Here is a 17,583-nt window from a genome sequence, read left to right on the forward strand (position 1 = left end):
AACGCATGGCTGCGTACCTCTGCGCCTCGGTATAGGGCTGGCGCTCAGTGTGCGGCGCGGCCGGTGCGGCGGGCCACGGGAGTCAGAACGCCATTATGGTAAAGCCCGAGCGTTGCGGTCAACCATTGCCCTGCTGGGCGTCGCCCTTGTCATCGGCCTTCGGCGCGTGCTGGGCCGTTTTGGGTGGGCCGCAGCAGGCATCGACATCGTCGAGGATATCGGCGAAATCCTCGTCGCGCAGCTCGGGCAGCTTGCCCTCGCGGTAACCGGCGTCCAGCTTGCGCAGCGTGCTGCACATGCGTTCGATGCGCTCGTCCACGGCATGCATGTGATCGAGCATGGCCTGGATCGAGCGTGCCACCGGGTCTGGCATGTCTTCGCTGACGCCGTAGGCGTCGAAGCCGAACTTCTGGCAGATCGCCTCGCGCCGTGCCGGGTCGACGTCGAGCACGGCGGCCACATCGGGCTCCTCGCGCTTGACGACCTTGCCCGGGATGCCCACCACCGTGGCGCCGGCGGGTACCTCCTTGGTGACTACCGCATTGGAGCCCACCTTGGCCCCGGCACCGACGGTGAACGGACCGAGGATCTTGGCGCCGGCCCCGACGATCACGCCCTGTTCCAGGGTCGGGTGGCGCTTGCCCTTGTGCCAGCTGGTGCCACCCAGGGTAACACCCTGGTAGAGCGTGACGTCGTCGTTCACCTCGGCGGTCTCGCCGATCACCACGCCCATGCCGTGATCGATGAAGAAGCGGCGGCCGATCTTCGCCCCGGGGTGTATCTCGATGCCGGTCAGCCAGCGCGAGAAGGTCGATAGGGTGCGCGCCAGCCACTTGAGATGCTTCTTCCACAGCCAGTGCGCCAGGCGATGGAGCAGCAGTGCATGCAGGCCCGGATAGTTGGTCAGCACTTCCAGGAAGTTGCGTGCCGCCGGGTCACGGGCGAATACGCTGTTGATGTCCTCGCGCAGGCGTTGAAACATGCGGCGGTCCTTGGGTGGCGGTGGGACGGAGCCGGTAGCGGCATCTGTCGGGATAACTTCCCATATTGGGGGCGCAGGGAGCCGGCTTCAAGGCGCCGGGGTGTTGCTGTCGTCGGCGTCTTGCCGCTGTTCGCCCTGTGGTCGGGCTACCTGCTTCTCCGTGGTGGTGAGGATACCACGCAGGATATTGAGTTCCATGCGCTCGGGGCGGGCCTTCAGGGTGAAGCGGCGTAGCCGGGCCATCAGTTGCCGGGGCAGGGCCGGGTCATGGAAGCCGATGGTGATCAGCGTGCGCTCCAGGTGGGCAAAATAGTGTTCCAGCTCCTCGTGGCTTGCCAATGGCTGTTGTGGCTCGGCCTCGGCGCCTCCCTCTTCCTCGTGCTGTGCCAGTGAGGCCAGGCGGCACTCGTAGGCCAGTACCTGGACCGCCGCGGCCAGGTTGAGCGAGCTGAAGTCCGGGTTGGTCGGGATATGCACGTGGGCATGGCAGCGCTGTAGCTCGGTGTTGGAGAGGCCGCTGTCCTCGCGGCCGAATACCAGCGCCACCCGCGATTCGACGCCGGAGAGCTCATCTGGCAGCCGGCTTCCCAGCGTCCGGGGCGTGATCATCGGCCAGGGCAGGGTTCGTGAACGCGCGCTGGCGCCGACCACCAGGGTGCAGTCGGCAACGGCCTGCTCCAGGGTCTCGACCCTGCGAGCGCTATGCACGATATGATCGGCGCCCGAGGCGCGGGAAATGGTGTCGCTGGTCAGCGGCTCGCAGCGCGGGGCTACCAGGGCCAGGTCGGCAAGCCCCATGTTGTGCATGGCACGGGCGGTGCCGCCGATATTGCCGGGGTGGCTGGTGCCGATCAGAACGATGCGGATGCGGTCGAGCATGGGAGTCCTGCCTGTCGCGTCACGGGAAAAGAGGGCGCAGAGTCTACCATGTCCGCTCGTGGCGATGGCACAGGCGGGCCGACTCTGCTAGGATTCGCGCCGATACGTTCGACCCGCACGCTTCGTTCGAACTAGCCTGTTCTTTAACACCACCGACGCTCCAAGGCCCGATCATGCATCCGATGGTCCAATTTGCGTTGCGCGCCACGCGCAGTGCCGCCGAACAGTTCCTGCGCATTCGTGAGCGCATCGAGAACTCTCACGAGGAACACAACCTCGAGCGCCTGCTCGAGGACACCGCCCGCAATGCCGAGACGCTGATCGTGCATCAGCTCAGCCGCGGATATCCGCAGCACGGTATTTCCGGCCGCTTCACCCCCCACCGTTCCGGCGAGGGAGAAGGGCAGGACATCGAATGGCGGGTCGAGCCCTTCCATGGCTATTCCAGCCTCGCCGTGGCCGGCAAGGGTTTCGCCCTGTCCCTGGTCTGCCTGGTGAAGGGGCGCCCGGAGCATGCGGTGGTGATTTGCCCCTTCAGCGATGACGAATACCTGGCCAGCCGTGGCCGCGGTGCCCAGCACAACGGCAAGCGTATTCGCGTGCCCAAGACCACCGCCATCAGCGGCGCCAGCCTGGCCATGAGCCTGCCCGAATTCGACCAGCGCAGCCGTCACCTGCCTGCCTACCTTACCCTGGTCCAGCAGCTCGGCCCTCTGGTCCAGCTCCAGCTGGCCACTGGTAGCGGCCTGCTCGACATGGCCGAACTCGCCGCGGGTCGCGTCGATGCCGCCTTCGTGCTGGGTCTGGAGGAGCAGGACCGCCTGGTCGGCAGCCTGCTGCTCAAGGAAGCCGGCGCACTCATGGGCACCCCCGACGGTCAGCCTTCGGTGGAGGACGACGGCAGGCTCATGGCCGCCGGCCCGCGCCTCTACAAGGCCTTGGTTCAGCAGCTCAAGCCGCACTTCTGATGTGACATGAAACGCTAACGAAACCGCCCCCGCAGCGTCGCTGCGGGGGCGGTTTTGGTTCCAGCCAGGGATACGCGCCTTACGGCAGTTCCTCCTCGCCCTCTTCCAGATTTTCCTTCTTGGTCGGGATCAGGTCCTCGCGCTCCAGCTTCACCGCGAGCAGCAGGGCCGCGGCAACGTAGATGGAGGAGAAGGTACCGACCACCACGCCGATGATCAGCGCGATCGAGAAGTAGTGGATCATGTCGCCGCCCAGCAGCAGCAGCGCCAGCAGTACCAGCAGGGTGGTACCGGACGTCGCCAGTGTGCGGGACAGGGTGAGGTTGATGGCTTCGTTGAAGATCGCCGGCATATCGTCGATCCGCGACATGCGGATCGTCTCGCGGATACGGTCGTAGACCACGATGGTGTCGTTGAGCGAGTAGCCGATCACCGCCAGCAGCGCGGCCAGCACGGTGAGGTCGAAGTCGAGCTGGAACAGCGAGAAGATGCCGACCACGATGATCACGTCGTGCATCAGTGCCAGCAGGGCGCCGATGGCGAACTTGTACTGGAAGCGAAAGGCGACGTAGAGCATCACCACGCCCAGTGCCACCAGCAGCCCCAGGCCGCTTCGGTCGCGCAGCTGCTCACCCACCTGGGCGCCGACGAACTCGGCACGGATCAGTTCGACGGTGACGCCTTCGGCTCGTAGCAGGCTGACCACCCGCTCGCCGACATCGGGGTCGAAGGCCTGTTGCAGGCGGATCAGCACCTCGGTGGAGGCGCCGAAGGTCTGCACCGAGACGTCGCGGAAGCCGGCGTCCTCCAGGATCAGGCGGATGGCCTCGAGCGAAGGCGCCACGCCGTAGCGCACCTCCACCAGGGTGCCGCCGGTGAAGTCCAGCCCCAGGTTGAGCTGCTGAAACAGCAGCGAGACGATCGACACCAGGATCAGCGCCGCCGACACCGCGAAGGCGATGCGGCGCTTGCCCATGAAGTCGAACTGTCGATTGTTGAGGATTTTCATTACCACCTCTTATATCCAGAGCTTCTTGACTGGTTTGCCACCGTAGGTGAGGTTCACCATCGAGCGGGTCACCAGCAGGGCGGTGAACAGCGATGTGATGATCCCCAGCGACAGGGTCACGGCGAAGCCCTTGACCGGCCCGGTGCCGATCGAGAACAGGATGACCGCCACCAGCAGGGTGGTGATGTTGGCATCGACGATCGAGGTGAAGGCGCGCTCGTAACCGGCGTGTATCGCCTGCTGGATCGACAATCCGCTGCGCAGTTCCTCGCGTATTCGCTCGAATATCAGCACGTTGGCATCCACCGCCATGCCCAGCGTCAGCACGATGCCGGCAATGCCGGGCAGGGTGAGGGTCGCACCCAGCATCGACATGGCGGCAATCAGCAGGGTCAGGTTGAGCGCCAGGGCCACGTTGGCAAAGATGCCGAACACCTTGTAGCGGATCAGCATGAACAGCACCACCAGCAGCAGGCCGATCTGTACCGACATGACGCCGCGCTTGATGTTTTCCGCACCCAGGCTCGGGCCGATGGTGCGCTCCTGTACGAAGTAGATCGGTGCCGCCAGCGAGCCGGAGCGCAGCAGCAACGCCAGCTCGGCCGCTTCTGTGGGCGAGTCGAGCCCGGTGATGCGGAAGCTGTTGCCCAGTGCGCTCTGGATGGTCGCCAGGCTGATCAGGCCACGCTCGGTATAGGGTTCGCGAACGGTGATTTCCTCGCCGTCCTCGATCACCGTGCGGTCGCGTGTCCGGTGCTCGATGAATAGCACCGCCATGTTCCGACCGATGTTGGTGCGGGTGGCGCGGTTCATCAGTGTGCCGCCGGTACCGTCCAGGTTGATGTTGACCTGGGGCCGGCCGTTCTCGTCGAAGCTGCGGCTGGCGCTGGAGACGCTGTCGCCGGTGATGATCACGTCACGCATCAGGTCGGCGCTGCGCGAAGGATCGTTGCGGAAGCTGAAGGACTCAGTCTCGACGTCCGGGGTGTCGGGGCGTGCCTCGAGGCGGAATTCGAGGTTGGCGGTCGCACCCACCACCCGCTTGGCAGCCACGGTGTCCTGCACGCCGGGAAGCTCGACCACGATCCGGTCGGGGCCCTGCCGCTGCACCATGGGCTCGGCCACGCCCAGCTCGTCGACCCGGTTGCGCAGGGTCGTGAGGTTCTGGTTGATGGCATAGTCCTGGAGGTCGTTGACCGCCTGCTCGGTCATGGTCATGACCAGCTGGGCGCCACGTCCATCGCCGGCACTCTCGTAGTCGAAGTCGCGGAACTCGCGGGCGATCAACCGGCGGGCAGTATCGCGATCCTCTTCGTTGGCGAAGGTAATCGTCAGAGTGCGGTCTTCGATCTCGGTGCCGCGGTAGCGGATGCGCTCGCTGCGCAGCTGCTCACGCATGGCACTGGCATTCACTTCGAGCCGTTGCTCGAGCGCTGCGTCCATGTCCACTTCCAGCAGGAAGTGTACGCCGCCGCGCAGGTCGAGTCCCAGGGTCATGGGCGAGGCGGAGAGCGCCTGCAGCCACTCTGGTGTCGCTTCGGCAAGGTTCAAGGCCACGACGTAATCGTCGCCGAGCATATCGGCGATCATGTCTCGGGAGCGCAGCTGGTGGTCGGGATCGTCCAGGCGGATGAGGACACGGGTGTCCTCGCTTTCCACGCCCTTGATGTCGATCCCGGCGTCGAGCAGCGACTGGCGAATGCTGTCGAGCTGGCCGGCATCGATGGTGGCATCGCCGCGGGCACTACTGATCTGTACCGACGGGTCTTCCGGATAGAGGTTGGGCAGCGAGTAGACCAGGCCTACGAGCAGCACAATGCCTATCAGCAGATACTTCCACAGGGGGTAACGGTTGAGCATGCGAGCCCTGCCCTTGGTTGCTGAATACGGGTTGCTGAAAGTGAGAAGGAGTGGCTGAAAAATCGGCTAACGAGACGACAATACGGCCGCATGCCCGTTGGCGCGAAGGGCGCCCGGGGCATCGGCCGGATTGCGACCCTCGCCGTTACCCGACCGGGGAGGGTCGATCGGCAAGGACGAGGAGCGTCGAAGTCAGATGGACTTGATGGTGCCCTTGGGCAGCACGTTCGCCACAGCGCTCTTCTGTACATTGACCTCGGTATTGTCCGCAATTTCCAGGGTGATGAAATCATCGCCAACCTTGGTGATCCGGCCCAGCAGGCCACCGCCGATGACCACTTCGTCGCCCTTGGAGAGGCCGCCGACCAGTTCACGGTGCTGCTTGGCCCGCTTGGCCTGAGGGCGCCACAGCAGGAAATAGAAAATCAGTACGAAGCCGACCAGCATGACGATCTGAGCGATGCCGCCACCGGCGGCGCCAGCGTCCTGGGCCATGGCCGGAGAGATGAAGAAATCCAGCATGAGAGGCGTGTCTCCTGAGAGGGTAAGTTAAGGTTGCGTGCGAGAAACGTTTATCCAGCGATGCTGCGAGGCGGGCGGGCCAGGGCAGTCGACCGGTCATCAATTCGGTGCGGGAGGTACCGGCAGCCCCCGCTGCGCATAGTAGCCTTCCACGAAGTCCGCCAATGTACCCGCTTCGATGGCACCGCGCAAACCGGCCATGAGGCGCTGATAGTGGCGCAGGTTGTGGATCGTATTGAGCATTGAGCCGAGCATTTCGCCACAGCGGTCCAGGTGGTGCAGGTAACCGCGGGAGAAGTGCTGGCAGGTATAGCAGTCACAACCCGCTTCCAGAGGCCGCGTGTCGTGGCGGTGCTTGGCATTGCGGATCTTGATGGTGCCTTCGGCGGTGAAGAGGTGGCCGTTGCGGGCGTTGCGGGTGGGCATCACGCAATCGAACATGTCCACGCCGCGGCGCACACCCTCCACCAGGTCTTCCGGCTTGCCCACGCCCATCAGGTAGCGAGGGTACTCCTCCGGCATCCATTCGGGCAGGTAGTCCAGCACCCCGATCATCTCTTCCTTGGGCTCGCCCACGGAGAGGCCGCCGATGGCCAGGCCGTCGAAGCCGATCTCGAGCAGGCCGTCGAGGGAGCGGCGGCGAAGCTCGGGGTACATGCCCCCCTGGATGATGCCGAACAGCGCCGAAGGGGAGTCGCCATGGGCCTCGCGGGAGCGCTTTGCCCAGCGCAGCGAGCGCTCCATGGAGAGTGCGGCTTCCTGCTCCGTGGCCGGATAGGGCGTGCACTCGTCGAAGATCATCACCACGTCGGAACCCAGCGAACGCTGCACCGCGATCGACTCCTCGGGCCCCATGAAGACCTTGGCGCCGTCCACCGGCGAGCGGAAGTGCACGCCCTCCTCGGTGATCTTGCGCATCTTGCCCAGAGAGAAAACCTGGAAGCCGCCGGAGTCGGTGAGGATCGGCCTGTGCCATTGGGAGAAATCGTGCAGGTCGCCGTGGCCCTCGATCACCTCGGTGCCCGGGCGCAGCCACAGGTGGAAGGTATTGCCGAGGATGATCTCGGCGCCGATCTCCTCCACCGAAACGGGGGTCATGCCCTTGACCGTGCCATAGGTGCCCACCGGCATGAAGGCCGGCGTTTCCACCGTGCCGCGGGGGAAGGTGAGGCGACCGCGTCGGGCCCGGCCGTCGCTGGCCAGCCGCTCGAAGGACAGGAAGGATTCGTTACGCATGGGTATCTCGATAGGGAAACGGGGGGTGCCGAGCAGGATGGGGCGAGGCAAGCGCTGGCGAACTCACGGCGTTTGCCGGGCAGGAAGCCGGGTGTGAATGAGTCGGCGTTGAATTCAGCATGATCGAACTCAGCCTGTCTTGCGGGTCAGGAGCATGGCGTCGCCATAGCTGAAGAAGGCGTAGCGCTCGGCCACGGCTTCGCCATAGGCGGCCATGATGGTCTCGTACCCGGCGAAGGACGCCACCAGCATCAGCAGCGTCGACTCGGGCAGGTGGAAGTTGGTGATCAGGGCATCCACGCAGCGCCATTCGTAGCCCGGGTAGATGAAGATATCGGTCTCGCCGCTGTAGGGAGCGATCTCGCCGTCGCTGCTGTTGGCGCAGGCGCTCTCCAGGCAGCGCACGCTGGTGGTGCCCACCGCGACCACTCGGCGGCCGGCGGCGCGGGCGGCTCGCACCTTCTCGCAGGCGACCTCGCCCACCTCGATCCACTCGCTGTGCATCTCGTGTTCGCGGATGTCGTCGGCGCGAACCGGCTGGAAGGTGCCTGCGCCCACGTGCAGGGTGACGAAGGCACTGTCGATGCCCTTCTCGGCCAGGCGCTGCAGCAGCGGCTCGTCGAAGTGCAGCCCCGCGGTGGGGGCGGCCACGGCGCCGTCGCGGCGCGCATAGACGGTCTGGTAGCGCTCGCGGTCGGCCAGCTCGTCGTCGCGGGTGATGTAGGGCGGCAGCGGCATATGGCCATGACGCTCCAGCAGCGCGATCAACGGCGTCTCGCCAAGGAAGCGCAGCTCGAACAGCGCATCGCGGCGGCCCTCCACCACGGCATGGATGTCGCCCTCGAAGATCAATTCGGTGCCGGGCTTGGGCGACTTGCTGCTGCGCAGGTGCGCCAGGCCCCGGTGGGTGTCCAGCGGACGCTCCAGCAGCATTTCCACCTTGCCGCCGCTGGCCTTGTGGCCGTGCAGTCGCGCGGGAATCACCCGGGTATCGTTGAACACCAGCAGGTCACCGGGCTCGAGCAGGTCGAGCAGGTCGACGAAGCGCCGGTGGGCCAGCTCGCCGCTGGCGCCATCCACGCACAGCAGGCGACAGTCGCTGCGCTGCTCGGAGGGGTAGCGAGCAATCAGCTCCTCGGGAAGCTCGTAATGGAAATCGGCGCGCTGCATGCAGGTTCGGGTCCGCAGGAATGGTCGGCGAAGCGGCTGTCGGGCAGCCGGACAAGCCCGCAAGGATACCGAAAAATGGCCGCGTCGTCAGGCATCCCGATTGACCTGCGGTGACGGCCACGTATAATGCACCGCGCTGCCGGCGTGGCGGAATTGGTAGACGCAGCGGATTCAAAATCCGCCGGGTGCAAGCCCTTGTCGGTTCGAGTCCGACCGCCGGTACCACTTGAAAAACAGTCGCTTACGAGCGGCTGTTTTGCGTTTCTGGCCCTCTGTTTTCAGTGCTTGGTCGCACAGTTTCGGTCGCGGCGAGGCGCGCCAGCCGATGTCATCATGCGCCTGCTTCGAAGATGACCTGAGGTAAGCGCTATCCGATCCCCCTGTCCCGGGGAGGACGACGATAGGTCATCAGGCGGTCGTATTCCTTCTTGACGATCGCATAGCACTCACAGACCCGCGCTTCCAGACCGGGTCTGTCCAGAATAGTGATGCGCCCGCGATGGTAAGCAATCAGGCCGGCTCTCTGCAGCTTTCCGGCCGACTCGGTGACACCTTCTCGACGTACGCCAAGCATGTTGGCGATCAGTTCCTGGGTCATTCGCAGCTCGTTGGTCGGCAAGCGATCCAGGCTCAGCAACAGCCAGCGACACAGCTGCTGATCCAGGCTGTGATGCCGGTTGCACACCGCAGTCTGCGCCATCTGGGTGATCAGTGCCTGGGTGTAACGCAGCAGCAGGTCCTGCAGGGGGCCCGCACGATAGAACTCGGCCTTCACCAGCGGCCCACTGAGGCGATAGGCGCTGCCTGCGCTCTGCACGATGGCACGGCTCGGTGTGGTTTCGCCGCCCATGAACAGCGAGATGCCGACGACACCCTCGGCGCCGACGACGGCGATTTCTGTCGAGTCACCATCTTCCATGACGCACAGCAGCGATACGATGGCATCCGTCGGGAAATAGACATAACGCATCGTCTCTCCCGACTCGGCTAGCGAAGCCCCCAGCTTCAGCTCGACCGGCTCGAGCAGGGGCGCCAGGCGCTGGTATTCATCCAACGGCAAGGCTGCCAGCATGGAATTCTGACGCGGATCAGATTGTTGGGCCATGATCGACAACACTCCTCTAGCTGACAAGTTCTCCAGGCGCGGGGGCAAGCGCCGACACACGCCAGAATCGAAACACGTGCTATGTACGTTAGCCCAGGAATACACAATTGCTATGGAATCCGCGAAGGCTTGCCTTGCCCGCGCTTCTGCCGATTTCGCAACGCTATGTTCGTCAGCGCACAGTGAGTGCGTGCCGTAAGGTCCATACTCTGGACAAGCGTGGCAAAGGAGATGCCTAAACAGGACGTTGCGCGCAGCGCTACAGGGACGTAGCGCAACTCGCATAGTGCTACGTGCGTGATTCGATCCCGATGCTGAGCTGGCAGCGCGCATGATGATCTGGCCTGGCAACTAGGTATTATCCCGGCTGGTTTGTGACACGGCAATGCCAGACAAAGAAAAATTTAATTCCTGTCAGCAGAAAAGATATTCCAAGTATGTTCACTTGGTACGTTCATTTCTTCTTAAGTTGTTTTCATTTGTCCTGTCCTTCATGATTTTTCAGCTATCGTGACAGTGCAATTCTATAGAGAGTAATATTTATGAAATCCACGAAATTTAACGGTAATTCGTTCGAGAAAATTAAATCAACTGCATTTGATGCTGAGGTCCTGGAGTGCTGGGGCGAGCGGGCGCGGATTAACCTGTCTTGCGTGGACGCAATAGCTGCCTATCTTGACTGAGATGCCCGGCTGCCTGAAAGAGCCGTTAATCTACAGATATTCACCGCTACCGATGCGCCAGGAACACGTTTTCCGGCAATTGGGGTGTGTTGATTCGATGAGGTGTCGGGCTCGAAAAGGTAGCTGATAAAGAATTTAGTTAAAGTCGAAAACTGTTTGGTGGCTCTGTTCTGGCCTGGAGAGATATGCTCTCAGGCCGACGTGATGGCTGACCAAGATGAGTAATCAGGAAGTGTTATGAAATCCATCTTTGCCCTGGCGCTTGGAACGATAGTTTTTCTCTTGGCTATCACCGCCCAGGATTCCCCCGGCACGCGAATCATCCTTGGATCCGTGGGCCTGATGTTATACGCGGTGGCGCTGAGCCCCGGGTCTGCTCGAAGAAAGCCGAAAGTATCCTGGCGCCGCACGCCGAAACAAGCCCAGGCTTGACGAGTTCGGTGATCGGCCCCATACAAGCTGGACAGGACGAGCCCCCTCCTTTCGGCCAATTTTATTCGATTTGATTCATTAAATAGCGCGCGATTCGCCTCACCAGTTCGATAGACTTCTCTCGAAATCCAAATCTCTCGTGACGACCGGTCAAATCCGCCAGGCTCCTGGGGCTATGATAATGTGACGCAGTGGCGATACTGGTGAGGGTGCGAGCATGGGGATGGAAGATCGGGAGGAGAGTTGGAAGGAGGGGGACCGGCGTGAGGGCCGGCCGCCGCCGGGGTGGTTGCGCCGTGGCCGAGCAAGCGACGACGAGACGTTCGCCGACGAGACGGGCTTTCCACCCAGGGCACATCGAAGCGGAAGCCGCCCGGTGGAGGCGGCTGCGCGGCGTGGCTTTCACGTGGTGAGCTTCTTCATCGGCTGCGCGGTAACCTTCACCCTGTTGATGGTGGTACTGAACCTCAGTCCGGAAGCGCTCTACGTTCCTTTCGAGGTGACCCGCAGGGCGCTGGAAACTCTCGGTGTGATGTGACGCATCCGCTATTTCCTTGATATGCCTCAGTATCGACGTCATGCTGGCGGCTATACTGAATTTCGAGGAGTGCGTCATGGGTGTGAAGTGGTTCGCCGTGGCATTGATCGTGCTGGGGGTAGCCTTGACCCTGTTCGGCTTCCAGGCCCAGAACCCGGCAATGTTCGTTGGCCTGGCGCTGGCCGTGCTGGGCGTCGTGGTGATCCTGACAGGCCGCCGAAACCGGCCGTGAGGGCCTGACAAGGCCCGCCATCGGGCTTATCATGGTGCTTTCGTCACAGTCCTTCTCCCCCAATGCGGGCGAAGGGCTGTTTTTGTTGCAGGGCCGGCAGCGCGTTCACCTGTCGCTGACCGGCCACAAGGAGGTCGTAATGTCACCCCGTCCCCCCATTCTCATCAATCGTCTGGATGCCGACCGTCTGCAGCGCCTGATCGACCAGGCGGATGACAAGGATCGCTTCGTCGCCGACTGCCTGGAGGAGGAGCTCGAGCGGGGCGAGGTTGTCGATCCCGAAGAGATTCCCGACGATGTGGTCAGCATGAACAGTCAGGTACAGTTCACTGATCTGAACCGCAACCGACAGATCATCCGCACCCTGGTCTACCCCCACGCCCTGGCCAAGACCGAAGACGGCATCTCGGTCATGGCGCCCATCGGCGCGGGACTGATCGGCCTGCGTATCGGTGACGTCATCGACTGGCCGCTGCCGGGAGGCGGCGAGACGAAGCTGCGCATCGACGCCATCCTGTGGCAGCCGGAGCGGGAAGGGCAGTTTCACCGCTGAGGTCATGGGCGGCGCCGAAGGGTGGCGTCGGCTATATCGAGGAGAAGATCAGGATGCCGTTTTCACTATGGATGTCGCTGGTGGCGGTCTGCGCCATGGGGGCCATGTCTCCCGGGCCCAGCCTGGCGCTGGTGCTGCGCCACACCCTGGGCGGCGGACGCGCGCCGGGGGTGGTGGCGGCACTCTTCCATGCGCTGGGGGTGGGCTTCTATGCCCTGCTGACGGTATGGGGCCTGGGGGCGCTGATCGTGCGCTACCCGACCCTGTTCCAGGCGATCACCTGGGCGGGCGCGGCCTATCTGGCCTGGCTCGGCATCAAGGCGCTGCGCGCCGGGCGGGCCGGCGCCCTGGAAGCCGCGGGCACGGCCACGACCCGCAGCCAGGCGGCGCGGGAAGGCATGCTGGTGGCGCTGGGCAACCCCAAGCTGATCCTGTTCTTCATTGCCCTGCTCAGCCAGTTCGTCACCCCGGACATGAGCCTGGCGGCCAAGGCGATCATCGTGCTCACCGCCATGATCATCGACGGCGGCTGGTATGTGCTGGTGGCGGTGGCGCTGACCCACTCCCGGGTGCTGCCCTGGCTCCAGAGCCGCTCGCACTGGATCCATCGCATCACCGGCGTGATGCTGCTGGCCCTTGCCCTGCGGGTAGTGGTCGGCCCTCTCGGCTGACAGCGTTGATAGTCGGCCCGGCCTCGCGCAGGGGATGATGGTAGCCTCAAGGCTGTTCGCAAGCGGAAGCCCCCATGGACGTGTTGTCGATAGAAGAGCAGGACCGCGCCCTGGCCGTGGTCCTGGACGAGGATCCCGATGTGGTGGCTGTCCTGTCGCTCCAGCTGCATGTGCTGGGCATGGAGAGCCGCTGCTATCGTCGGGCCGATCTCCTGCTGGAAGAGTTCGCCGAGTGCGAACCTCAACTGGTCATAATGGGGCTGGAATTCGGCGACCCGGATGGAATTGCCTTGCTGCGCCTGCTGGCCGAACGGCGCTATGCCGGCTGGGTGCTGCTGCTGGGCGGCGTCGAACGGAAGATCTCACGCATCGCCGAGCGGGTGGGGCACACCCTGGGCCTGCAGATGCTCGGCTCGCTGGACAAGCCGATGCGCCTGGCCGAGCTGCGCCAGCGGTTGGACCGGCTGCATCTGGGGCGCAAGCCGACCATCGCCCCCGAGGACGACCCCTTTTTCTCCGCCGCCGAGCTCGACCGGGCCCTGGAACAGCACGAACTCACCCTTCACTACCAGCCGCAGTTCGAGCTCGCCACGGGCCGATTGAGTGGCGTCGAGGCGCTGGTGCGCTGGTCGCACCCCGAGATCGGCCTGATCGGACCGGCCAGCTTCCTGCCCATGCTCACTGCCGGCCAGAGCCGCCGGTTGACCTGCCACGTGCTCGAGCAGGCGCTGTCTGATGCCGAGCGGTGGGCGAGCATGGGCGTCGTACTGTCGCTATCGGTCAATGTCACCGCCGATGACCTGATGGAGTCGCAGCTGCTCGCGATCACGCGCCATCGCCGGCCGGGCGAGCCGCCCCTGGTGGTGCTCGAGATCACCGAGACCGCGGCCATGGATGACGAGCTGCTGGGCTCGGAAATCGCCGCCCGGCTGCACCTCAACGGGATGGAAGTGTCGGTGGACGACTTCGGCGTGGGCTTCTCGTCGCTGTCGCGGCTGCAGATGCTGCCGATCAGCGAACTCAAGATCGACCGCAGCTTCGTGCGGCACCTGCAGCAGGACTCTCAGGATGCGGCTATCGTCGAGGCGGTCGCCCTGCTGGGGCGCCGTCTGGGTATCCGGGTGGTGGCCGAAGGGGTCGAGGAGCTCGACTGCCTGCCGACCCTGGCCCGTTTCGGCTGTACCCATGTGCAGGGCTTCGGCCTGTCGCGGCCGGTCCCCGCCGACATGATTCCCGAGCTGGCCTCGGATCAGTCGCCGATCCGTGCCAGGATCGCGGCCAGTGGGGCGTCGGCCGGCAGCACGCCGTAGGCCGGGCTGGCTTCCCTGCCGAGCCGGGAGCGACAGAAGGTCTCGGCCACCTCGTTGGGGGCAAGACGCAGCAGCAGTGAGGCCTGCAGGCACTGCGCCAGGCGCTGGGACAGCCAGCGCGCCCTGGCCTCCACTGCATCGGAGTGCAGCGCCAGCTCGCGCTCCAGCCCGGCCAGCGCCAGGTCGAAGTCCGGCTGCTGTCCCCGGGTCGCGACCAGCTCGGCTCGCAGCGCCTCGATCGACTCCGGGTGCCGGGCCAGTACCCGCAGCACGTCGAGGCACATCACGTTGCCCGACCCCTCCCAGATCGAGTTCACCGGCGCCTCCCGGTAGAGCCGCGCCAGCGGCGCCTCCTCCACGTAACCGATGCCGCCCAGGCACTCCATGGCCTCGGCCATGAACCCGGGCCCGCGCTTGTTGTGCCAGTACTTGGCCAGTGACGGCAGCAGCCGGGCCAGGGCGGTTTCATGCTCGTCGCCCTGGGCGGCCCCGTCGAAGGCGCGAGCGGTGCGCATGGCGAGTGCAACGCCGGCCTCCACCTCCAGCGCCAGGTCGGCGAGGACGCTGCGCATCAGTGGCTGCTCGGCCAGCGCCTTGCCGAAGGCGTGTCGCTGCCGCGTGTGCTGCCAGGCCTCCGCCAGGGCCTGGCGCATCATGCCCACCGGGGCGGTGGCCGCGTCCAGCCGGGTCTGCTGCACCATGCCGATGATGGTGGCCACGCCGCGTCCGGGCTCGCCCACCGGCGTGGCCCAGGCGCCGCGATACTCGATCTCGGCGGAGGCATTGGCGCGATTGCCGCACTTCTCCTTGAGCCGCTGCAGTTCGATGGCGTTGCGTTCGCCGTCCGGCGTGAAACGCGGTACCAGGAAGCAGGAGAGGCCGTCGTTGGTCTGTGCCAGGGTGAAAAAGGCGTCGGACATCGGTGCGCTGCAGAACCACTTGTGTCCGGTGAGCCGCCAACCGTCGCCGTCGGGTTCGGCCCGTGTGGAATTGCTGCGCACATCGCTGCCCCCTTGCTTCTCGGTCATGGCCATGCCGAAGGTCAGGCCTCGCTTATGCGCGGCCGGCAGAGGGCGGGGATCATAGGCGTTGGCCAGCAGGCCGGGTGCCCAGGCCGCCTCCACCTCCGGGCTGTGGCGCAGCACCGGCATGGCGGCGTGGGTCATGGTCACCGGGCAGCAGAAGCCCGGTTCGGCCTGGGTCAGCAGGTAGAGGGCGGCGACATGAGCCTGGTGGCCGCCGCGGCCCTCCTCCTGCCAGGCCACTGCATGCCAGCCGCCGGCCATCGCCATCGTCATCAGCTCGTGGTAGGCGGGGTGATAGCGCACCTCGTCCAGGCGCCGGCCGTGGCGGTCGAAGAGTCGCAGCTCCGGCGGGTGTCGGTTGGCTTCCTCTCCCAGGGCGGCGACACGGTTACTGCCTGTTTCGCGGCCCAGGGGCGCGAGGCGCTCGGCGACCCACGGCGGGGCTTCCCTGGCCAGTGCCTCGCGCAGCGGCAGATCCCCGGCGAGCAGGTCTCGGTCGCCACGGGGGGCGGGCTGGTTGAGTACCTCGTGGGTCGCCATGCGGGTCCGGGGGGATGAGTCGTTCATGGCGGCACTCCTTGGAAAACACTGCACAACTGTCTGCGCGAGCGAATCGCTGCGTTGCGCGGTGCTGGTGCGCCAGCCCGGTCGAAATCCTCACCTATACCCCATAGGCTCCGGTTGACTCGCAGCCTTCGGCTTCTCGCCCCTTCGGGGCCAGCCTACGGCTGTTTGTCGCTTCGCTCGGTTCTGTGCTCCGTGCGCCTTGCGCTTCATCTCGCTCGTCGATTTGTTCAGCGTTTCCCTTGTGGTCGGTATTTTGGGGAACTGCTCCGAAGCATGGCCAGTGCATCGGGCGGGGTCAACGTGACGTCGGGCGTGACGACGGCACCACCACTGGGTAGGCTTGTGGCTTGATCCTGCGGAGATGACCGTGACGGCCCAGACCCCTCTCGACCCGACACTTCCGGCGCCCTTGGTGGCCGATGAATCCATTCAACTAGTGGACGCGCGCAACCGCCCCTGCGGCAGCGCCTCCCGTGCGCTGATGCGCCGCTTTCGGTTCTGGCACCGGGCCACCTACGTGGTCGTCCTCAATCGACGGGGTGAGATCTGCGTTCAGCGCCGCACCCTGACCAAGGAAGTCTTTCCCGGTGGACTCGACCTGGCCGCCGGGGGCGTGGTCGGTGCCGGCGAGGCTGTCCATGTGGCGGCGCGTCGTGAGCTGGCCGAGGAGCTGGGCATTCGCGGCGTGCCCCTGCGTCATGCCGGGGGGTTCCGGTACGACCGGGGCGGCAACCACATCTTCGGCAGCCTGTACCTGGTCGAGTACGACGGCCCTCTCACCCTGCAGGCGGAAGAGGTCGCCGATACCTTCTGGTGTCCACTCGAGGAGGCGCTAGCGCTGGAGGAGATCACGCCGGATACCCGCCAGGCCGTGGAGGAGTTGATCGCGGCCGGCTGGCTGGAGATGGGGCGATGAACGCACTGACGTCGGTGGGGGACCTGGAGGCCGTGATCGCCAGCCTGGACCGGGTGGTGCTGGGCAAGTCCCGCGAGGTGCGCCTGGCCCTGTGCTGCCTGCTCTGCCGCGGCCATCTGCTGATCGAAGACTTGCCGGGGCTGGGCAAGACCACCCTGGCCCAGGCGCTGGCAAGGGTCACGGGACTCGACATGCAGCGCCTGCAGTTCACCAGCGATCTGCTGCCCGCCGACGTGTTGGGCGTGTCGGTCTTCGACCCGCGTGAGGCGAGTTTCCGTTTCCACCCGGGGCCGATCTTCCATGGCCTGGTGCTGGCCGATGAGATCAATCGCGCCACCCCCAAGACTCAGAGCGCCCTGCTCGAGGCGATGGAGGAAGGCCAGGTCACCGTGGAGGGCGAAACCCGCGCACTGCCCGACCCCTTCTTCGTCATCGCCACCCAGAACCCCCAGGACCAGGCCGGGACCTTCGCACTGCCGGAGTCACAGCTGGACCGCTTCCTGATGCGTCTGTCGCTGGGCTATCCCGACTTTCGTGCCGAGCGCGACATCCTGCGCGGCCTGGCGGGGCGCAGCCGGCTCGACGACATGACCGTGCTGCTCGATGGGGAAAGCCTGCGCCACTGGCAGGCGAAGGTGGCAAGGATTCATGTCTCCGACCGGGTGCTCGACTATGTGCAGGCCCTGGGGCGGGCCAGCCGCGAGCACCCCGAACTTGCCTGGGGGCTCTCGACCCGGGGCCTGCTGTCGCTGGTGCAGGCGGCGCGTGGCTGGGCGCTGCTGGCCGGGCGCGACCACGTGCTGCCCGAGGATGTCCAGGCCGTCTGGGGGCCGGTGGCAGGCCACCGCCTGAGCAGCGGCCATCGCGAGGAGGGCGAGGCGCTGGCCATGCACCTGCTCGGCCGTGTGCCGGTAGTGGCCTGACC

General features: G+C 65.1%; 18 protein-coding genes and 1 tRNA gene. 10 read left to right on the forward strand and 9 right to left on the reverse strand.

Annotated features, from left to right (window positions below):
- Positions 1-118: 118 nt before the first annotated feature.
- The gene (gene cysE, locus DU505_RS18020; RefSeq protein WP_114480379.1) at positions 119-982 is read right to left on the reverse strand and encodes a serine O-acetyltransferase; all 864 of its coding nucleotides are present in this window, start codon (positions 980-982) and stop codon (positions 119-121) included.
- Positions 983-1,069: 87 nt separating this feature from the next.
- Positions 1,070-1,861, reverse strand: coding sequence for an RNA methyltransferase (locus DU505_RS18025; RefSeq protein WP_114480380.1), 792 nt, complete (start codon positions 1,859-1,861; stop codon positions 1,070-1,072).
- Between the two features lie 173 nt (positions 1,862-2,034).
- On the opposite strand from DU505_RS18025, the gene DU505_RS18030 reads away from it, so the two are divergent.
- Complete coding sequence (locus DU505_RS18030; RefSeq protein ID WP_114480381.1) at positions 2,035-2,829, forward strand: inositol monophosphatase family protein; 795 nt, start codon at positions 2,035-2,037, stop codon at positions 2,827-2,829.
- Positions 2,830-2,908: 79 nt separating this feature from the next.
- Here the strand turns inward: DU505_RS18030 and secF are convergent, their stop codons facing one another.
- The 5 genes from secF to queA all read right to left on the reverse strand — a co-directional run bounded on the left by secF (position 2,909) and on the right by queA (position 8,626).
- On the reverse strand, positions 2,909-3,838 hold the full coding sequence (gene secF / locus DU505_RS18035; RefSeq protein WP_114480382.1) for a protein translocase subunit SecF: 930 nt from the start codon (positions 3,836-3,838) through the stop codon (positions 2,909-2,911).
- 9 nt (positions 3,839-3,847) lie between these two features.
- Complete coding sequence (gene secD, locus DU505_RS18040) at positions 3,848-5,698, reverse strand: protein translocase subunit SecD (RefSeq protein ID WP_114480383.1); 1,851 nt, start codon at positions 5,696-5,698, stop codon at positions 3,848-3,850.
- A gap of 192 nt (positions 5,699-5,890) precedes the next feature.
- Positions 5,891-6,220 carry a preprotein translocase subunit YajC gene (gene yajC, locus DU505_RS18045; RefSeq protein ID WP_114480384.1) on the reverse strand — a complete coding sequence of 110 codons (330 nt, stop codon included), beginning with the start codon at positions 6,218-6,220 and terminating at the stop codon, positions 5,891-5,893.
- Between the two features lie 99 nt (positions 6,221-6,319).
- Positions 6,320-7,438: a tRNA guanosine(34) transglycosylase Tgt gene (tgt, locus tag DU505_RS18050; protein WP_479688579.1), complete on the reverse strand. Its 1,119-nt coding sequence runs from the start codon at positions 7,436-7,438 to the stop codon at positions 6,320-6,322.
- 147 nt (positions 7,439-7,585) lie between these two features.
- Positions 7,586-8,626, reverse strand: a complete 1,041-nt coding sequence (gene queA / locus DU505_RS18055) for a tRNA preQ1(34) S-adenosylmethionine ribosyltransferase-isomerase QueA (RefSeq protein WP_114480386.1) — start codon at positions 8,624-8,626, stop codon at positions 7,586-7,588.
- 138 nt (positions 8,627-8,764) lie between these two features.
- On the opposite strand from queA, the gene DU505_RS18060 reads away from it, so the two are divergent.
- Positions 8,765-8,851, forward strand: a tRNA-Leu gene (locus DU505_RS18060).
- Between the two features lie 142 nt (positions 8,852-8,993).
- Here DU505_RS18060 and DU505_RS18065 read toward each other — a convergent pair.
- Complete coding sequence (locus DU505_RS18065) at positions 8,994-9,731, reverse strand: Crp/Fnr family transcriptional regulator (protein ID WP_114480387.1); 738 nt, start codon at positions 9,729-9,731, stop codon at positions 8,994-8,996.
- Positions 9,732-10,651: 920 nt separating this feature from the next.
- On the opposite strand from DU505_RS18065, the gene DU505_RS18070 reads away from it, so the two are divergent.
- The 6 genes from DU505_RS18070 to DU505_RS18090 all read left to right on the forward strand — a co-directional run bounded on the left by DU505_RS18070 (position 10,652) and on the right by DU505_RS18090 (position 14,150).
- Positions 10,652-10,846: a hypothetical protein gene (locus DU505_RS18070; RefSeq protein WP_114480388.1), complete on the forward strand. Its 195-nt coding sequence runs from the start codon at positions 10,652-10,654 to the stop codon at positions 10,844-10,846.
- A 217-nt stretch (positions 10,847-11,063) separates the two neighbouring features.
- Positions 11,064-11,384, forward strand: coding sequence for a hypothetical protein (locus tag DU505_RS18075; RefSeq protein ID WP_147273096.1), 321 nt, complete (start codon positions 11,064-11,066; stop codon positions 11,382-11,384).
- A 76-nt stretch (positions 11,385-11,460) separates the two neighbouring features.
- Positions 11,461-11,616: a hypothetical protein gene (locus DU505_RS22635; protein WP_181872864.1), complete on the forward strand. Its 156-nt coding sequence runs from the start codon at positions 11,461-11,463 to the stop codon at positions 11,614-11,616.
- 139 nt (positions 11,617-11,755) lie between these two features.
- Positions 11,756-12,169, forward strand: a complete 414-nt coding sequence (gene rnk, locus DU505_RS18080) for a nucleoside diphosphate kinase regulator (RefSeq protein ID WP_114480390.1) — start codon at positions 11,756-11,758, stop codon at positions 12,167-12,169.
- Between the two features lie 53 nt (positions 12,170-12,222).
- Positions 12,223-12,840: a LysE family translocator gene (locus tag DU505_RS18085; protein ID WP_114480391.1), complete on the forward strand. Its 618-nt coding sequence runs from the start codon at positions 12,223-12,225 to the stop codon at positions 12,838-12,840.
- 74 nt (positions 12,841-12,914) lie between these two features.
- Positions 12,915-14,150 (forward strand): EAL domain-containing response regulator, encoded by a 1,236-nt coding sequence (locus DU505_RS18090; RefSeq protein ID WP_114480392.1) that lies wholly within the window; start codon positions 12,915-12,917, stop codon positions 14,148-14,150.
- On the opposite strand, the gene DU505_RS18095 is transcribed toward DU505_RS18090, so the two are convergent.
- Positions 14,090-15,742 (reverse strand): isovaleryl-CoA dehydrogenase, encoded by a 1,653-nt coding sequence (locus DU505_RS18095; protein WP_114480393.1) that lies wholly within the window; start codon positions 15,740-15,742, stop codon positions 14,090-14,092. The genes DU505_RS18090 and DU505_RS18095 overlap by 61 nt on opposite strands.
- A 361-nt stretch (positions 15,743-16,103) precedes the next feature.
- Here DU505_RS18095 and DU505_RS18100 point away from each other — a divergent pair, with 361 nt between their 5' ends.
- Together DU505_RS18100 and DU505_RS18105 are read left to right on the forward strand one after the other, a co-directional pair.
- Positions 16,104-16,658, forward strand: a complete 555-nt coding sequence (locus tag DU505_RS18100; RefSeq protein WP_114480394.1) for an NUDIX hydrolase — start codon at positions 16,104-16,106, stop codon at positions 16,656-16,658.
- Positions 16,655-17,581: an AAA family ATPase gene (locus DU505_RS18105; protein ID WP_114480395.1), complete on the forward strand. Its 927-nt coding sequence runs from the start codon at positions 16,655-16,657 to the stop codon at positions 17,579-17,581. The genes DU505_RS18100 and DU505_RS18105 overlap by 4 nt, the downstream gene beginning before the upstream one ends.
- The last annotated feature ends 2 nt before the right edge of the window (positions 17,582-17,583 follow it).

This window comes from Billgrantia montanilacus, from assembly GCF_003336675.1.
GTDB classification, from domain to species: domain Bacteria; phylum Pseudomonadota; class Gammaproteobacteria; order Pseudomonadales; family Halomonadaceae; genus Halomonas; species Halomonas montanilacus.